Origin of the sequence: Micromonospora sp. NPDC048999 (assembly GCF_040649295.1) — a bacterium.
Lineage (GTDB): Bacteria > Actinomycetota > Actinomycetes > Mycobacteriales > Micromonosporaceae > Micromonospora.
On record NZ_JBEZFI010000001.1, the window covers coordinates 184,455 to 200,936 of the forward strand.

General features: G+C 69.3%; 15 protein-coding genes and 1 tRNA gene. 5 read left to right on the forward strand and 11 right to left on the reverse strand.

The features are described from left to right. Positions 1-30: 30 nt before the first annotated feature. Positions 31-879 carry an SDR family oxidoreductase gene (locus AB0C02_RS00910; RefSeq protein WP_357539732.1) on the forward strand — a complete coding sequence of 283 codons (849 nt, stop codon included), beginning with the start codon at positions 31-33 and terminating at the stop codon, positions 877-879. A gap of 60 nt (positions 880-939) precedes the next feature. Here the strand turns inward: AB0C02_RS00910 and AB0C02_RS00915 are convergent, their stop codons facing one another. Next, positions 940-1,716 carry an HAD-IIB family hydrolase gene (locus tag AB0C02_RS00915; RefSeq protein WP_357539734.1) on the reverse strand — a complete coding sequence of 259 codons (777 nt, stop codon included), beginning with the start codon at positions 1,714-1,716 and terminating at the stop codon, positions 940-942. A gap of 496 nt (positions 1,717-2,212) precedes the next feature. Between AB0C02_RS00915 and AB0C02_RS00920 the strand changes: the two genes are divergently transcribed. Further along, positions 2,213-2,482 (forward strand): hypothetical protein, encoded by a 270-nt coding sequence (locus AB0C02_RS00920; RefSeq protein WP_357539736.1) that lies wholly within the window; start codon positions 2,213-2,215, stop codon positions 2,480-2,482. A gap of 120 nt (positions 2,483-2,602) precedes the next feature. Here AB0C02_RS00920 and AB0C02_RS00925 read toward each other — a convergent pair whose 3' ends face one another. The 6 genes from AB0C02_RS00925 to AB0C02_RS00950 all read right to left on the reverse strand — a co-directional run bounded on the left by AB0C02_RS00925 (position 2,603) and on the right by AB0C02_RS00950 (position 4,998). Then, positions 2,603-3,304, reverse strand: a complete 702-nt coding sequence (locus tag AB0C02_RS00925) for a hypothetical protein (protein ID WP_357539738.1) — start codon at positions 3,302-3,304, stop codon at positions 2,603-2,605. Further along, entirely contained in the window at positions 3,301-3,816 is a 516-nt protein-coding gene (locus AB0C02_RS00930) for a SigE family RNA polymerase sigma factor (RefSeq protein WP_357539740.1), read from the reverse strand. The genes AB0C02_RS00925 and AB0C02_RS00930 overlap by 4 nt, the downstream gene beginning before the upstream one ends. A gap of 120 nt (positions 3,817-3,936) precedes the next feature. Further along, the gene (locus tag AB0C02_RS00935; protein ID WP_357539742.1) at positions 3,937-4,155 is read right to left on the reverse strand and encodes a hypothetical protein; all 219 of its coding nucleotides are present in this window, start codon (positions 4,153-4,155) and stop codon (positions 3,937-3,939) included. 77 nt (positions 4,156-4,232) lie between these two features. Further along, a tRNA-Arg gene (locus AB0C02_RS00940) sits at positions 4,233-4,308 on the reverse strand. A gap of 124 nt (positions 4,309-4,432) precedes the next feature. Continuing rightward, positions 4,433-4,687, reverse strand: a complete 255-nt coding sequence (locus tag AB0C02_RS00945) for a hypothetical protein (protein ID WP_357539744.1) — start codon at positions 4,685-4,687, stop codon at positions 4,433-4,435. Further along, positions 4,684-4,998, reverse strand: a complete 315-nt coding sequence (locus AB0C02_RS00950; protein WP_357539746.1) for a DivIVA domain-containing protein — start codon at positions 4,996-4,998, stop codon at positions 4,684-4,686. Before AB0C02_RS00950 ends, AB0C02_RS00945 begins: the two co-directional genes overlap by 4 nt. A gap of 274 nt (positions 4,999-5,272) precedes the next feature. Here AB0C02_RS00950 and AB0C02_RS00955 point away from each other — a divergent pair, with 274 nt between their 5' ends. From AB0C02_RS00955 to AB0C02_RS00965, 3 genes are all read left to right on the forward strand, one after another. Then, positions 5,273-6,109 (forward strand): helix-turn-helix transcriptional regulator, encoded by an 837-nt coding sequence (locus tag AB0C02_RS00955; protein WP_357539748.1) that lies wholly within the window; start codon positions 5,273-5,275, stop codon positions 6,107-6,109. Between the two features lie 13 nt (positions 6,110-6,122). Continuing rightward, positions 6,123-6,329, forward strand: a complete 207-nt coding sequence (locus tag AB0C02_RS00960; RefSeq protein ID WP_357539750.1) for a DUF397 domain-containing protein — start codon at positions 6,123-6,125, stop codon at positions 6,327-6,329. Between the two features lie 479 nt (positions 6,330-6,808). Further along, positions 6,809-9,835, forward strand: a complete 3,027-nt coding sequence (locus AB0C02_RS00965) for an ExeM/NucH family extracellular endonuclease (RefSeq protein WP_357539752.1) — start codon at positions 6,809-6,811, stop codon at positions 9,833-9,835. Positions 9,836-9,892: 57 nt separating this feature from the next. Here AB0C02_RS00965 and AB0C02_RS00970 read toward each other — a convergent pair whose 3' ends face one another. The 4 genes from AB0C02_RS00970 to AB0C02_RS00985 all read right to left on the reverse strand — a co-directional run bounded on the left by AB0C02_RS00970 (position 9,893) and on the right by AB0C02_RS00985 (position 16,390). After that, positions 9,893-10,993: a glycoside hydrolase family 11 protein gene (locus tag AB0C02_RS00970; RefSeq protein WP_357539753.1), complete on the reverse strand. Its 1,101-nt coding sequence runs from the start codon at positions 10,991-10,993 to the stop codon at positions 9,893-9,895. 392 nt (positions 10,994-11,385) lie between these two features. After that, positions 11,386-11,976: an LPXTG cell wall anchor domain-containing protein gene (locus AB0C02_RS00975; protein WP_357539755.1), complete on the reverse strand. Its 591-nt coding sequence runs from the start codon at positions 11,974-11,976 to the stop codon at positions 11,386-11,388. Positions 11,977-12,162: 186 nt separating this feature from the next. After that, positions 12,163-12,822, reverse strand: a complete 660-nt coding sequence (locus AB0C02_RS00980) for a hypothetical protein (RefSeq protein ID WP_357539757.1) — start codon at positions 12,820-12,822, stop codon at positions 12,163-12,165. A gap of 115 nt (positions 12,823-12,937) precedes the next feature. Beyond that, on the reverse strand, positions 12,938-16,390 hold the full coding sequence (locus AB0C02_RS00985) for a tetratricopeptide repeat protein (RefSeq protein ID WP_357539759.1): 3,453 nt from the start codon (positions 16,388-16,390) through the stop codon (positions 12,938-12,940). Positions 16,391-16,482: the final 92 nt, after the last annotated feature.

A 16,482-nucleotide genomic window follows, 5' to 3' on the forward strand; every position in this document is an offset into this window, starting at 1 on the left:
TGTTCTACCGAACGACCACAGGGAGTTCCCATGTCCATCGTCGTCACCGGCGCCAGCGGCCACCTCGGTCGCCTGATCGTCACGTCGCTGCTCGACCGGGGCGTACCGGCCGGCCAGATCGTGGCGGTCGGCCGCGACATCGACCGGCTGGCCGGCCTCGCCGAGCGCGGGGTAGTCACCCAGCGAGCCGACTACGACGACCCCGAGTCGCTGCAGGCCGCCTTCGCCGGCGCCGAGAAGCTGATGTTCGTCTCCGGCAGCGAGGTCGGCCGGCGCGTGCTACAGCACGGCAACGTCGTCACCGCCGCCCGAGAGGCCGGCGTGGGGCTGGTCGTCTACACCAGCATCCCCAAGGCGGACACCTCCAGCCTGGTGCTCGCCGCCGAGCACAAGGCCACCGAGCAGCTGATCCTGGACGCCGGGCTGCCCCACGTCTTCCTACGCAACAGCTGGTACCTGGAGAACTACACCGCGCAGCTCCCGACGTACCTCCAGCACGGCGTCGCGGGCGCGGCGAACGACGGCCGGGTCAGCGCAGCCACCCGCGCCGACTACGCCGAGGCTGCCGCCGTGGTGCTCACCACCGAGGGGCACACCGGCAAGGTGTACGAGCTGGGCGGTGCGCCCTTCACCCTGACCGAACTGGCCGCCGAGGTCTCCCGGCAGAGCGGCAACACCGTGTCGTACCTCGACCTGCCGGTCGACAAGTACACCGAACTGCTGGTCGGGGCGGGCCTGCCGGAGGGGTACGCGGCCGTGCTCGCCGACGGCGACCGCGGTCTGGCCCAGGGCGAGCTGGAGGTAGCCGGGCACGACCTGGCGAAGCTGCTCGGCCGCACGCCGACGACCCTCGCCGAGGCGGTCCGCGCCGCGCTCTGACCCGATGTTTTGGGAAGTTGGGGCCTCGGCGACTCGTTGGAGGCCCCAACTTCCGCTCGCCTACGCGGGCTCGGTACGCCGCTTCACCAGGCCGTCGACGAGGGCCTCGACATAGTCGGCCGTCTCCTGCCAGCAGGTCACCGAGTGGCACTTGATGCCCATCGCCTTGACCGGGTAGTCGTTGCCGCCGTGGTCCAGCCGGTCACCGACGAAGAGCACGTTGTCGTGCTGCAGGTCCAGGCATTCGAGCAGCTTGCGCATGCCGTACGCCTTGTCCACGCCCTTGCGCGTGACGTCGATGGAGGTGGAGCCGCCGCCGCGGACCTCCAGATCCGGCAGCTGCTCGGCGACGGCGTCCCGGAGCCGCTGCTTCTTGCTGCCGTCCGGGTCCCAGCCGTACTTCTCGGCGGGCGGGGCAGACTGGCCCAGCGCGGAGAAGGTGATCTGGCTGCCCCGGTCCTCGACGATGTCGCCCCAGGTCTTCGCCTCCCAGAGGTCGAGCGCCTTGGCCGACTCGGTGAGCGCCGTGATGATGCGGGCCTTGTCCGCCTCGCTCAGATCCTCGGCGTAGATCTGCCGCCAGTCGCCGTCCTGCCAGCGGAGGTACCGGGTGCCGCAGGTCGGCATCAGGTGCAGCCGACGCAGCTTGTCCTCCGGGAGATCAAGGTGGGCCAGGACCTGCGCCTCGAACTGCTCGAATCGGCCGCCGGAGATGATCAGGACGTCGACCTCGCCCAGCAGGTGGCCGAGAAGCTCCGCCATCCGACGATCGATCTGGGACTTGGAGACAGCCAGGGTGTCGTCGAGGTCGAACGCCACCACTCGAAGATCGTTCATCAAGTACCACCATGTCTCGCGGGCAGGCCAACTTGCAGGGTACCGACGGTGACCATCCGTCGGCCGCGAGCCCTGAGCATCACGCTGAGCATTATGTCCTTGGCGGAGGGTAGCAGCGGATCGACTTGCTCGGGCCCGGACGAAGGGGTCCGCAGCCGATCAGCGTCAGGACGCGACGCGTTGAAGCTGATCTTCGAGGTGCCCCCGACAGGAATCGAACCTGCGACACACGGTTTAGGAAGGGTTCAGCGGCAAGCTGCGGACCGTTGGATCTACCAGGCAGAACAGGTCGGGCGCCGCAACGCGAAGCCTTGATCATTCCGCGCCTGCTCCGGATCTTGCCTACTGCGCTTGCAAGCCCTCACTCCTCTTCATCAAGCCACTGGAAGGGGCTGCGCACCCAAGGTGAGCCGAGGGTCTCCCGATCGGCCTGCTGTCCGCGCTCAAGGTCCGCGAGTTCGAGAAGCGTTCGGTCAAGCTCTACAAGATGGCTCAGATGGACAAGATCCATAATCTCGGCGGAGTCCGGCTCGTTGACACCGTCGCCGACGAGCCACAGGTCATCGTCAGACCTGGCAACGACGAGCGCCGGAAGTTCGCCCCGGATGACGGTGTGCATGGCGATCGCAGATCGGTCACCTGGGAACCGACCACGCCGAAAGCTCGGCAGACGCATGTCGAAGAGTATGTACCGGTCGCCCAGATCAAGGCAGGCTCGGCAGCAGCGGCCGTCGATGCAGCAACCATCGAGGAAGCCTCTTTCTAGGCATCCATCGATTCGGGTCGGGGGGCGTGCTCGCTGCACACCGAAGCAGCCCGGCGGACGGACCGCGTGCGTAGCCCGCCGCGCGCTCCCGTGTGGAGGCGCGCGGCGGGGTACGGACCGTCAGCCGACGCCGCGTTCGGCGCCCGGCTGGACGTGGATGCCATCGGCGAACTCGACAATGTCCTGCTGGGTCCAGCCGTGGGCGTCCCAGATCTGCACCAGCATCCAGATGCCATCGGGCTGCTTGACCCACAGGTCCTTGCCCTGGGCAACACAGGGCGGCCCGGTCGTGTTCGGCGCGGACGCCGTCACAGGCGGAGTCGCTGCGGGACCCTCGGGTAGGCATCCGTCCTGTTCTTTGAGCACGCTGGGCTTGCCGCCGACCTCAAGCTGCGTACCGGTCGGGGTGGAGTGGTCGTCCTTCGACTGCAGCGTGATGGCGATCTTGTCGACGAAGTTGTCCGGGTTCTTGTCCGCCGCGTTCTGGGGAGCAATCGTCAGGCTGGCGACATCGCCGCCCTGGATCTCCCAACCCGCTGGAACTTTGTCGATCGTGAAGCCTTGTGGCTGCTTGCCCTCGTAGGCCACGAGGCGGGTAGCGATGACCTGGGCCGGCGCCTTGTCGGGAGGGGTGGTGGCTGGGCCGTAGGTGACGGCGACGGCCAGCGCGGCGACCGCGAAGGCCGAGGTACCGAGCGCGCGGACGGACCGGCGGCGGCGCAGCGCTCGGCGGCCCCGGGCCAGGTCGGCGTCGGCCTCGGCGGCCGACGGCTCGGCGGCCGGGCCGGCGATGCGAGCGAGCCGGTCGTGCAGATCCATCATCGGGTGGCTCCTGTCAGGGGAAACTCGGCAAGGGCAGCCCGCATCCGGTCCAGGGCGCGGGCGGTCTGGCTCTTCACCGTTCCCTCGGAGCAACCGAGGGCGTCGGCGGTGTCGGCTACGGGAAGGTCATAGAAGTAGCGGAACACCAGTGCAGCGCGCATCTTCGGTGGCAGATCGCGCAGGGCCCCGCGCAGGCCGTCGTCGAGGTCGCCGCTGCTGTCCGGTTCGGCGCGGGGCCGGTCCGGAAGTTCCGCCACCGAGAGTTCGTGGCGGCGCCACCACCGACGGCGTTCGTCGGTGAGCGCGTTGACCAGGGTCCGGCGCAGGTAGCCCTCGATGTTGTCCGCCCGCTGAAACGCCGGCCAGGCGACGTACAGCTTGGTCAGGGTGGACTGGACCAGATCCTCGGCCAGATGCGCGTCGCCCGCGGTCAGCAGCGTCGCCGTGCGTACGAGCCCGGCTCGCCGGCTGAGCACGAAGCTGTGGAACTGCTCGTCACGCTCGGTTTTCATATAAGCCCTCCTTCACTCCCACAGCCCACTGACGATTCGCGAGCGAGCGGGGTTGCATGGCGCAGGGGAGCGCGCCGACGCACCTGTGGTGTGGTGCGGAGGTGGCATGCTTCTTGGCCTTCAGAACTTGGGCTCGACCGGCGAGGGCAGCATGCCAGCCCACTTGTGTAGCACGGCCTGGTCTCGAAGGGCTCCTTCGGCGACCTCTTCGCGCAGTGACCGGCGCTCGGCCGGTTGGGCGACCTCGCGGTAGAGCTGGAGGTCTACGAAGCCGTAGGTGGCTACGTCGTAGCTGGCTCCGGAGAGCAGGCGGGGGATGCGTGCCCAGCAGCACGTCATGAGCCAAATTGTCGCTTCTCACGAAGGTGCTGTGACCATGCGAAGTTCGTAGCCAGCAAGATGATCTACGTTTTGCCTGGTGCCCCCGGCAGGATTCGAACCTGCGACACACGGTTTAGGAAACCGATGCTCTATCCCCTGAGCTACGAGGGCGCGAGGGCCTAGTCTAGCGACCCGCGCAGAGACCCGGGGTGGCAGGGAGTGACCCACGTTGACCTGCGTTGTCCCGAACCCACGCCAACCAGACGAGCGACATCCGAGTTCAGAGCCACCACGCTCAGCGCGGCCGGAACCGGCGGGAGCACTCGCCGTCGTGGTCCGGCCGCAGCAGGCACCGCTGGCCGCCGGGAAGGATCCGGTCGCAGAAGACCCAATGGCGTACGTTCTGGTCGTCTTCGGGTGAGACGGTGGTGCCGCCGGGTTCGGTCTGCGGCAGCACGTGCGTCCAGTGCGCCACCACCCGGGCCAGCCGCTGCGCGGCGACCAGGTCAGTCACGACCACCGGCAGGTGGATGATCCAACGTTCGCTCATCGTCCCTGGCTCCGCTCGTTACGGGCACGGGCCTGCTCGGACTGCCACCGGCGCAGCGCATCCTTGATCCGGTCGGTCTCCCGGCGGCTCTGCGCGAGCGCGTCGTAGACGGCGGCCAGGTCACCGGCGACCCGGTCGAGGAACTCCGTCACCTCCCCCGGGTCGAGCCCGCGCCGACCCATCGGCGTCGACCGGAACCGCTGCCCGCGCACCTGCCACGGCCGCAGCGGATGGTAGGCCGCCGAGCGGTAGCAGGTCGGCCCGCTGGCCGACCGCTGCGGACGCCGGTTACGCCGGAAGAAACCACGCATGGCAGGACCTGCCTCTCACCGTCGAGATTGACCTGTGGAAGGGGCAGGCCCGTCGGCCCGCCGCGTACCGGCGGACCCACCCCGGGCACCTGCCACCGCAGCCTGACGATCAGCGGTACGACAGCAGGGCAGCTTCATCGACTTTCGGGCCGCCATGATCACTCAGGCGATCCGTAGCCTCACTCATCGTGCAACGGCCTGATCCCTTTTCGCAACTCCCGATTTGGTTTGGGGTCATTGCGTGTCGAGTCCTGTTCGGTCCACACTGGTCGTCATGACTGGAAGCCCGACCGTTCGTCGGCGGCGTCTGGCCGCCGCCCTGCGCCGGCTGCGCGAGCAGACCGGACTGACCGCCGACCAGGCGGCGAAGGAAATCGGCATCTCGAAGTCCGCGCTGAGCCGGGTCGAGAACGCCCAGGTCTCCGTGCTGCCACCGGTCGCCCGCAGCCTTCTTGAGCTGTACGGCGTCGAGGGCGAGGAGGTCGCCGCCCTCGTCCAGGTGGCCCGGGACGCGCGCAAGCGCGGCTGGTGGCAGGCGTACGACGATGTGCTGCCGGACTGGTTCGAGGTCTACGTCGGGCTGGAGGCGGAGGCGTCGGAGATCCGCGCGTTCGAGTCCCAACTGGTCCCGGGCCTGCTGCAGACCGCCGACTACGCCCGTACGGTCATCCGGGCCGAACACCCGGACGCGCCGAAGGAGGAGGTCGAGCGCCGGGTCGAGCTGCGAATGCGCCGCCAGACGAGCGACACGCCGCCAAAGCTCTGGGTGGTGTTGGACGAGGCGGCCCTGCGGCGGCCGGTCGGCGGAGTCGAGGCGTTCAAGGCGCAGTTGAAGCGGCTGGCCGAGGAGTCGGAGCAGCCCCGCCGCACCATCCAGATCCTGACCTTCGGCGCTGGCGAGTATGGCTCGATGGGCAGCGCGTTCAGCGTGCTGGCTTTCCCGGAGCCGGCCGATCCCGGGATCGTCTACATCGAAACCCGCGCCGGTAGCCTCTATCTCGAAGGCCAACAGGTCAGGGAGTACAGCCGGGTTTTTGAGCACCTGGTCGCCACGGCGGCAAGCGCTCGGGAGTCGCGCGACCTGATCCAGGGGGCGATCGACGAGCTATGAGAGGACGGGCGCGGTGACGGAGCTCAGCACGACCCCCGTGACCTGGCGGAAGAGCACCCGCAGCAACGGATCCGGCAACTGCGTCGAGGTCGCGGATGACCTGGCCGGCAAGGTCGGCGTACGGGACAGCAAGGACGTGAGCGGCCCGGCCCTCACGTTCAGCCAGGCGGCATGGTCACACTTCGTCAACGGCCTGAAGCACCCGACGTCCGGCAACTGAGTTCCGGAACACGGGGTGCTGTCCATTGTCGGACGGCACCCCGTAGTTCTCGGCAATCACTGCGCTGGCTCACCCGGCCACCGTCACCGACGGCCGGCCATCGGTTGAGTCGTTCAGGTCATCAAGTTCGTAGCGGCTGAACCACCCTCCGCCGCGCGCCACCAGGGATGCCGCGCACGGTCTCCTCGCGTATCGACAGCACCGCAGCGTATGTGACACTCATGCCGACTCAGGACCTTTCTGAACTTGATCTGCGGTAGCACCGCATCAATTCTGCAAAGGTGCCTGAGGCTGTTACGCGGCGTTCAGCTCCCATCTGCCGACGGGTCGCTGTCAGACGCCTAGCGTCCGCGTAGGTCGGCCCGCAGAATGTCGGAGCCGAATCACCACCCCTAGGAGGTCCAGACTCCATGCCCCGTGCGCTCATCCGGCGAGTGATCCTCGCCCTGTCCTTGTCAACGGCTGGCTTAGCCTCCCCGTTGCTCACCGCCCCGGCATCGGCCAATCCGGACGGTACGGGTCTGGTCATCAGCGAGGCGTACGTCAACGGCGGCTCGTCCGGCGCGAGTCACCTCAACAAGTTCATCGAGCTCTACAACCCGACGTCGAAGGCGATCTCCCTCACCGGCGACACCCTGCAGTATCGCGCGCCCACGAGCACGGTCGTGCCGAGCGGCGCGCAGGTGTTCGCGCTGTCGGGGACGGTGGCCGCGCACGGCCACTTCCTCATCCAGCTGCCGAGCAACGGCACCGGTGGCGAGGCACTGCCCACACCCGACCTCAACACCGGCGGCAGCATCAACCCGGGCGCGGGCGGTGGCACGCTCTTCATCGCGGCCAGCACCTCGGGTGTGCTGCCCACCGACGCGGCCGTCATCGACAAGATCGGCTGGGGGAACAGCAACTCCCCGGAGGGCAGCGCCGCTAACGGCAACTCGGTCGTCCTGAGCTATCAGCGCGACGCGGCCGGTACGGACACGGACAACAACGCCGCCGACTTCCGCGTCGCCACCCCGACGCCGCAGAACGCGGCCTCCGACGGCGGCACGGTGGCCGTCACGGTGACGAACCCCGGCAACCAGAACGCGACGGTCGGCGCCTCGATCGCGCCGCTGACCCTCAACGCCTCGGGTGGCACCACGCCGTACACGTGGACGGCGACCGGGCTGCCCGCAGGCCTGGTGATCTCCTCGGCCGGGGTCGTCTCCGGCACCCCGACCTCGGCCGGCACGTCCTCGGTGACGGTCACCGCGACCGACTCGACCGGCGCGAGCGGCTCGGCGTCCTTCAACTACTACGTCGTGGCCGTGACGAAGGTCCTGCCGATCGCCGAGATCCGGGGCACGAACACCGACACGTCGCCGTACCTCAACAAGACCGTGACGACCGAAGGCGTCGTGACCGCTGCCTACGCCACCGGCGGGTTCAACGGCTTCTTCCTGCAGACCGGCGGCGCCGGCGGCACCGAGGCGGAAGACGCCACGCCGGGCGCCTCCGACGCGGTCTTCGTGTTCGGCTCCGACGCGGCTGGCCAGGTCAGCATCGGCGAGAGCGTCCAGGTCACCGGCACCGTGCAGGAGTACCAGGGCAAGACCGAGATCAGCTTCCCGACGGTCACGAAGCTCGCCACGGCGTTGCCCGCCGTCAAGCCGCTCGTGATCCCGTGGTCCCGCCTCGCGACGGATGCTCAGAAGGCAGCGCACGAGGGCGAGCTGATCGCGCCCCAGGGTGATTTCACCGTGGCGGACAACTACAACGCGAACTGGTACGGCTCCTTCACCCTCGCCGCCGGCAACACCCCGCTGCGCCAGCCCACCGACGTCGGCCCTGCTGGAAGCGCCCAGGCGTATGCCGTGGTCGCCGACAACGCCGGGCGGACGGTGACCCTGGACGACGGCTCGAGCTGGAACTACAGCACCAGCACGTACACCGGCACGCCGCTGCCGTGGTTCACCCAGAACAACCCCGTCCGCATCGGTTCGAAGGTCACCTTCCACCAGCCGCTGATCCTCGACTACCGGTTCTCGCTGTGGAACTTCCAGCCGACGCAGCAGGTGACCGACGACGGCCACGCGGTCGCGACCTTCAGCGACACCCGGGCCGAGAACCAGCAGCCGGCCGCCGTCGGTGGCAGCGCCCGCCTGGCGACGTTCAACGTGCAGAACTACTTCCCGACGACCGGGCAGGCGTACGTCGCCAAGGGTCTGGGCACCTGCACCTACTACACCGACCGGGCCGGCAACCGCATCACCGTGAAGACCTGCTCCGGCCCCGGAAACAGCTCCGGACCGCGCGGTGCCGCCGACGACGCCAACTTCCAACGGCAGCAGGCGAAGATCCTCGTCGGCATCAGCCGGCTCGGTGCCAGCATCGTGTCGCTGGAGGAAGTCGAGAACTCCGTCAAGTTCGGCCAGCCGCGGGACACCGCGCTCGCCGGCCTCGTCGACGCGCTCAACGCTGCCGCCGGCTCGACGGTGTGGGCGTACGTGCCCTCGCCGGCCGAGGACAAGCTGCCGCCGCTCTCCCAGCAGGACGTGATCCGCACGGCGTTCATCTACAAGCCGGCGGAGGTCGCCCCCGTCGGGTCGTCGGTCGTGCTCACCGGTGACTCGGGCCCCGGCCAGCCGTTCTCGATCGCTCGCCAGCCGCTGGCACAGGGCTTCAAGAAGGTCGGCGCGACCGACGCCGATGCGTTCCTGGCCGTCGCCAACCACTGGAAGTCCAAGGGCAGCGGGACCCCGCTGTACGACGGCGACGCCGAGAACACGTCCTCGCCGGCGGTGAACCAGGGTTCGTTCAACGCGACCCGGGTGCGGCAGGCGCAGGACACGACCGCCTTCGCCGCGCAGGTGGCGGAGAGCCTGGGCACGAACCGGATCTTCCTGCTGGGCGACTTCAACGCCTACACGCAGGAGGACCCGATGCAGGTGCTGTACGCCAAGGGCTACACCGACCTGGCCGCTACCTTCGACGCGACGGAGGCGACGTACTCCTACAACGGTCTGCAGGGCTCGCTCGACCACGTGCTGGCCAACGCGGCCGCCCGCGCGCTGGTCACCGGGGCGGACGTGTGGCAGATCAACGCCCAGGAGGCGGTGGCCTACGGCTACAGCCGCTACAATTACAACGCCACGCTGCTGTTCAACGGCAACGACCCGTTCTCGGCGTCGGACCACAACCCGGTCGTCGTCGGGCTGAACCCGCCGGTGACGCCGGCCGTACCGGCCTGGACCGCCTCGAAGGTGTACAACACCGGCGACCAGGTCTCCTACCGGGGCTCCACCTGGCTGGCGCTCTGGTGGACCCAGAACCAGACCCCGGGTGACCCCTACGGCCCGTGGCAGGAGATGGCGACCGCCGCCGACGGCACCGCCATCTGGACCCCGTCGCGCATCTTCGACACCGGGGAAACCGTCGTCTACCAGGGCAAGAAGTACGTCGCCCAGTGGTGGACCCGTAACCAGGTCCCCGGCCAGCCCTATGGCCCGTGGAAGAGCATCGGCTGATCCGACAGTAGAGCGATCGGGGCCGCCTTCTTCGCGAAGGCGGCCCCGATCGTTGTCTCAGCTGCAGGCGGTGCCGTTGAGGTTGAACCCGCTCGGCGCGGCGCCGTTGCCGGAATGGGTGGCCTGGAAGCCGATCTGCGTCGACCCGCCCGGTGGAATGGCGGCGTTGTAGCTGAGGTTGGTCGCGGTCACCTGGCCGCTGGTCGGCGCGAACGTGGCGTTCCAGCCGGAGGTGATGGTCTGCCCGGACCCGAGGTTGAACTTCAGCGACCAGCCGTTGATGGCGGCCGTGCCGGTGTTGGTGATGGTGATGTTGTCGGTCAGTCCGTTGTTCCACGCGTTGACGTCGTTGGTCACCCGGCAGGTCTTGCTGCCGCCCGACGTCGGGCTCGTCGTGGGGGCTGGCGTGGTCGGGGCCGGCGTGGTCGGGCCGGTTGACGGGCCACCGCCGGCGCCCTCGCTCACGGTGATGTTGGAGCTACCGCTGCTCTGGTAGCCCTCGGTCGCGAGGATCTGGTAGTTGTGGGTGCCGAGGTTCAGGCCGAGGCTGGCCCACGCGTTGAAGTGGTTGGCGGTGGTGATGGTGCCGCCGGTCCGCTTCTGCTGCCGCACACTCCAGTACTGGTAGAACGTCGCCGTCCCGATGATGGAGGGCTGGTTGACGCGCTGGGTGCGGTAGATGTCGTAGGTGCTGCCGTCGGTGGTGACGGAACCCAGCCGGGTGGCGCCCGTGCTCGGGTTGTAGCTGCCGAAGTTCTCCACGACGTAGTACTCGATGAGCGGGTTGGTCGTCCACCCGTACAACGCCAGGTAGCCGTTGCCGTTCGGGCTGAAGGTGCCCGAGTAGTTCACGGTGTGGCTCGAGCCGGGGTTCCAGCCCTTGCCGACGACCATGTTGTTCATGTTGCTCCACTGGACGCTGTACTGGCCGCCGGCACCCATGGTCATGCTGACGTTGCCGTTGTCCTTCCAGTACGAGTAGAAGAAGCCGTTGTGGGTGCCGGTCGAGTTCGAGGTGAGGGTCCGGTCGGCCTCGGCATGGGCGGTGCCGGCCAGGGTCACCGAGGCTGCGGCCAGCACGACGGCGCAGGCGCCGCCGATGAGCAGCCTGATGCGGTCGCGCCCGTGGCGCTTCGGGCGGGTCGGGGAGTCGTTCATGTGCGGTCCTCTCATCAAGACCGGCCCGGAGGCCAAGACCGCGTGACACGACTCGACGTTGTTGTGGGTCGTGGCCTGAAGTCGCCGATCGTCGAAGTTCATCGATGGTGGCAGTATTGGTCGGACCCACATGACTGTCAACGATTTCCGGAAGGACCGCGAGAGACCATCCTCGGCCCAGGCTCACCGAAGTTGCGTTTCGCCTGGTAACTCGGCTTGGCTAATCGGCGAACCCGGAAAGCCCTCGGAGGAAGTCTCGCCCGATGGATGAAATCTACGGCCAGGACGCCGAAAGTTTCGGTCTCGATCCGGTCCTGCTGCCCGCCTCGGTAACTTCATCAGCAGAACACTCCGGGCACTTGGAACGGCGCCCGGAGTGTTTGCCGTGTTGATCAGGAGTGGATCGGTGTCTTGCGTCGGATTCGGCTTGCTCCGAGCAGGGCGCCACCTGCGGCTACCAGGCCCCCGCCGAGGGCGAGGGTGTTGGCGGAGCTGTCACCGGTTACCGGCAGCTCCTCGCGGTGGTCGAACTTGCCATGGCGGATGCAGATGGTGACCGTGGCTGGATCGGACACCACGGCGAAGCCGTCGAACCTGCCGGTCGCGCGAGCGGTGTTGACGACCTTGCCCTTCTTGACGTCGGCCTTGGTCACCACATACGGGTTGACCGCGTGGCAGTCGGTGCTGGTGCCCGGGGCCAGCGTGGTGTTGTTGCAGACCACGGGCCCGGCGGTCGGGTCGTCGACCGTGACGTTGGTGATCGTCACCGTGCCGGTGTTGGTCACCCGGTAGGTGTAGAAGATCTGGTCGCCCTTTACCGCGAAGCCGTCGTTCTCGCACTCGTTCTTGCATTCCGACTCGACCCGGGCCATCTTGTCGATCGACAGGCTGGCCTGCACCGCCCGAGTGGTGACGGTGAAGGTGGCATCGTTGGACGACACCGTCTGGTCATGGAACCGGCCCGTCGCATGCGCGGTATTCACGATCTCCCCAGCCGCCACGTCGGCTGCCGTAACCGTGTACGTGCCCGTGCAGGTGGTGCTCGCCGCCAGGTCAATTGGTGAGCCACCCGAAGGTCAGCACACCGAGCCAGATCCCGGCGACGATCGCAACGAGGTGGAGGATCACCGACCATGCCTTGAGACCGATCTGCGGTGATCGCGGTTCCGTCATGACGCCTCCCGGCCCAACAGGCGGCGCTTGACCGCCGCGTACTCGTCGGCGGTCAATGCGCCCTCCACATAGAGCTGGTGCATCCGCTCCAGCGCCCCGGCCAGCTCATCGGCGGAGCCAACCTCGGGCCCGACCCTGGGAGCCGGCGCGCGAGCATCTTCTCGGCCTGGCGTCGAATCAGGGCCGACAGCATGCGCGCGGAGATCGCGGAGCTCCCGTGCGTCGAACGTCGGACTTAGCGTCGAGTCGGCCTCGGCATCGGCCCAGAAAACGGCGCGCAGGGTGCGGCGGTTGAACAGGAACAGCAGCGGCAGCCCGCCCATCGCGGCGAACACCCCCGCGACGACGAGCAGACCGACGTCCACGCCGTGCCGGCCTGCCGGGTTGAGGCCGTAGTCGAGGAAGTTCCAACCCAGGCTCAGGAAGAGTGCCGGCCAGGCGAGCCAGATCAGCCGGGGCCCGGCCCGCAGGCCGAGCGCCGCATATACGAACAGGCCGGCGAGCCCGCCGAACACGCCGCCGATCATGGTGCCCGCCGCGCCGTCCGGACAGGGACGGGCACTCACGTACGGGCCGCCATCGGCACACGAACCGCCGATCGCCATAACCGCACGCATGCCGAGAAACAGCCAGGTGATACCGACGACCGCAACCATGAGACCGACGACGGTTGCGATCGAGCCGCGTACGACTCGGGTGGGTGGCATAACGAGCACAATCGCCGGAGCCCAATGAATGGGCAAGCCTTTGTCACCAATCCGTTAGTGCGGCTCATTCGGCCCGGCCGTCAAGCCGGCGGCGCAGGGCGGCGGCCTCCCGACGACGACCGGCACGGTCGAGGAGTTCGGCGATGACCAGGTACGCGGTCACCAGCTGGTCGCCGTGGACGTCGGGGTGCTGCTCGACCAGTTGTTCGTAGATGCCCACCGCCTCGGTCGCAGCCGCCCACGCGTCGTCGAGGTCGAATCCGCCGGAAGCGCGCACGAGGGCGAACCCCAACAGCGCCCCGCCCAGATCCGCCGAGACCGGCGTGCTCGACTCGGCGGCGAGCGCCTGCCGGATCTGCACCGACTCGGCGCTCAGCGCCGCCGCGCGGGCGTGCTGACCGCTCTCCGCCAGCACGAGGGCCAGGTTGTTGAGCGCGCGGGCAAAGGCGTCGGCCGCTTCCGGGTTGGGGGTGCCGATTCCGCGGAGAATGTCGACCGACTCCTCCGCGGCTGACACCGCTTCCCGCACCTGGCCGAGCCGTCCGTGGGCCGCCGCGAGATTGTTGAGCGCGAACGCGAGCGACGACGCGAAGGCGTCGGGCCGGTCGTGGCGTAGTCGTCTGAAGGCCGTCACGGCCTCGGTGGCCCTCGCCAGCGCTTCGGTCCGCCGGCCGAGTTGGCCGTAGATCATGCTCTGCCCGGTCAGGCACTCACCCAGGCCGGGCAGGTGGGCGTCCTCGTTCTCGTGGACCAACCGTCGGTAGGTGGCCGCCGCCTCCTCGACACCGACCAACCCGGCCTCCAGCTGCCCGACGCGGGCCTGCCGGATGCCGAGGTTGTACTGCGCCCGGGCCAGGGCGGCGCCGTGCGAGCGGGGCGAGGCGGCGGCGAGTTGCCGGCTGATCCGCAGCACCTCGGCGGCCACGTCGAGCGACTCTTCGTGACGCCCCACCTCGGACAGTCGGTTGGCGTACGCCTCCAGGCTCTCGGCGAGCCAGCGGAGATTGCCCTCCGGCGCGACCTCGACCTCGGCTCGGTGTGCCGCGACCGCCTCCTCGGTCGCCCGCAGCGCCTCGATCGGGCTGCCGAGGGCGGCCAGAATCTCGCCGAGCGCCTTGCGGGAGGTGCCGAGCTGAGCCCGGTAGGCGGCCGGGTCGATGGCTGCGAGCTGCTCAAGCACGGCCAGTGCCTCCTCGGCGGCGCCGAGCGCGTCCGACCAGCGACCGGACTCGGCGAATGCCGCGGTGAGCGTCTGCAGATCGTCGGCGAGCGCCGGTGCGCGCGCGGCCGGGTTGAGTTCGACGAGCTGACGGTCGACCGCGACGGCCTCGGCGAGGATGGCGATCGCCTCGACGGGCCGACCCGCTCGGCTCAGCGCCCGGCCGAATTCGCGCAGCGCGGTGGCCAGCACGGGCAGCCAGCGGGCCGGGGCTGCGGCGGCGATTCGCCGGCCGTAGTACGTGGCTTGTTCCAGCGTGGCGAGCGCGTCGTCGTGGCGGCCGGCGTCCGACAGCAACGGTCCGGCGATGGCGAGCGCATCGACGTACTCGGGGACGAACCGTTCGTCGACCTCCAGCAGGTCCTGCCATGCGTCGACAGCCTGTAGCGCTCCCGCCAACGATTCGTCCGATCGGCCGAGGTCGCGGACGATACCGGCGAGGGAAGCCAGTGCTGCGGCACGGCCCCGCAACACCTGGACGTCCGGGTCGGTGACGCGACTGTAGATGTCGCAGGCTTCCCGGGCCAGCGCGACCCCATCCCCGAGGGCGCCCCGCTTGGCCCGCAGCAGGGCCAGGTTCGTCAGAACGAAGGCCAGCGCCGGCAGCTGGCGCGGGTCGGCTGCGGCGGTGCGCCGCCGCGTTGCCGCCGCGCGCTGGTAGACCTGCTCGGCCTCGATGAGCCGACCCGCGTTGACGAGCCGGAACGCCCACTGGGCCAACAGGGTGGCCTGCTCGCTCTCGTCGCTGGTCGCGGCGATCAGCTGCGGGACGAGCCGGTCGGCGAGCGCGGCGGCGCCGACGTCCAGCTCGCTGTGTGACTCGAACTCCAGCACGGCGTCGATCGCCTGCAACAGCGGCAGGTCGATCGTGGGCAGGGCGGCGATGAGACTGAGGCCAGAGCTGCCGGCCGCGACCGCGAGGGACGGGTCCACGCGTAGCCGGGGTATCAGCAGCCGGGTACCGACGTGCGGCCAGCGGGCGGCGGAGGAGGCGAGGAAGATCACCGATCGGGCCAGGTGCCATGCCTGCTGACTGCTTGGTGCCAGCAACGCGGTCGCGTGCCTGGCCGCCCACGGCAGGGCCGGATAGTCGGAGTCGTGCCCCTCGATGGTGAGAGCCAGGAAGTCCTCGGCGAGCCGGTCCGGGTACAGCGGCTCCAGGACCGTTGCCCGGTCCGGGCCAGCGGGCGGGTAGCACTGCGCATGGTCGTCGAGAAGTCGGCCCGGGTCGGTGGTGATGTCCAGCCGGTCGATCAGGGCGGCTGCGGCGGGCCGCGCGCTGCTGCCCGCGAGGGCAGCCACGAACACCGCCTGGTTCATGATCGCGGGTGGGGTGCGGTAGGAGCCGCGGGTCGGGTCGAGGTCGTGGGCGGCGTCGCCGTAGCGGGTGGCCCAGTGCTGATGCTCGCGGTCGAGCAGATACAGCGTGAGCCTGCCGTAGTCGCCGGGCGGCGGCCGGATTCCGGTGGCGTACGCGTCGACGGCCACCAGCGCGGCCAGGTGGATGGCCAGAGTCAGGGCCATGTCCGGATGCTCCAGCGAGCCCGGCGGCGTGATCGCGTGCCGATCGGTCAGGCCGTAGCGGGACGCGAACGCGTCGCGCGCCGCTCGGAACATGTCATCCCGGGCGCCCGTCTCCCCGGGAAGCGGTCCCAGCGCCTGGCTGGAGGTCGCCGCCGCCAGGTTGGCCACGGCGGCGCGTACCGCCGGCCACGCCTCGGTGCCACGGGCCAGCAGCAGCACCCGTGCCGGTACGCCGGGACGATGCAGCAGGGCGTTGCTGAGCAACCAGGTCAGGTGCGCCAACGGCCACCGGTCGGCGTAGTCGACCAGGAGCAGCACTCCGGCCGCGCCGTCCAGGCGCAGATCCTGGCTGCCCGGCGGCGGCAGAACGGTGCCGGGCCCGTGGACGGCGGTGACCACCCTCCAGCCGGCAGCGGCGGAGTCCGCGGCGAACCGGGCGGCGAGGCGGGTCTTGCCCTGCCCGCCCGGTCCGTGCAGCCATCGCAACGCCAGCCTGCCGGGCGAGGCCCGCCAGCGGCGGAGTTCGGCCAGGTCATCGGCGCGCCCGCTGAACGGGACGACCTCATGCCGCGCGTTGAGCATCCGGCTGGGCAGTTCGGTCAGGTGTGCGTCGTCGACCTCCTCGGGCGGCTGCCAGCTCCGCAGCACGTACACCGGGAGGCCATCCCCGAAGACGTGGATGTCGGCGCCGATCACGCCGTAGCCGAAGCCGCCTTCGACCCGGATGTATTGGCTCCCCTGGCGATCTGCCCAGGCGCCGGGGGTCGTGGTCATCGCACCCCTCCTCACCGCCCGGGTACTCGTCCGGCCCCGCCGTTCCGTTGACGCTGCCGGGCCGGGTCCCCCGCACGGATCGGCTGAACAGC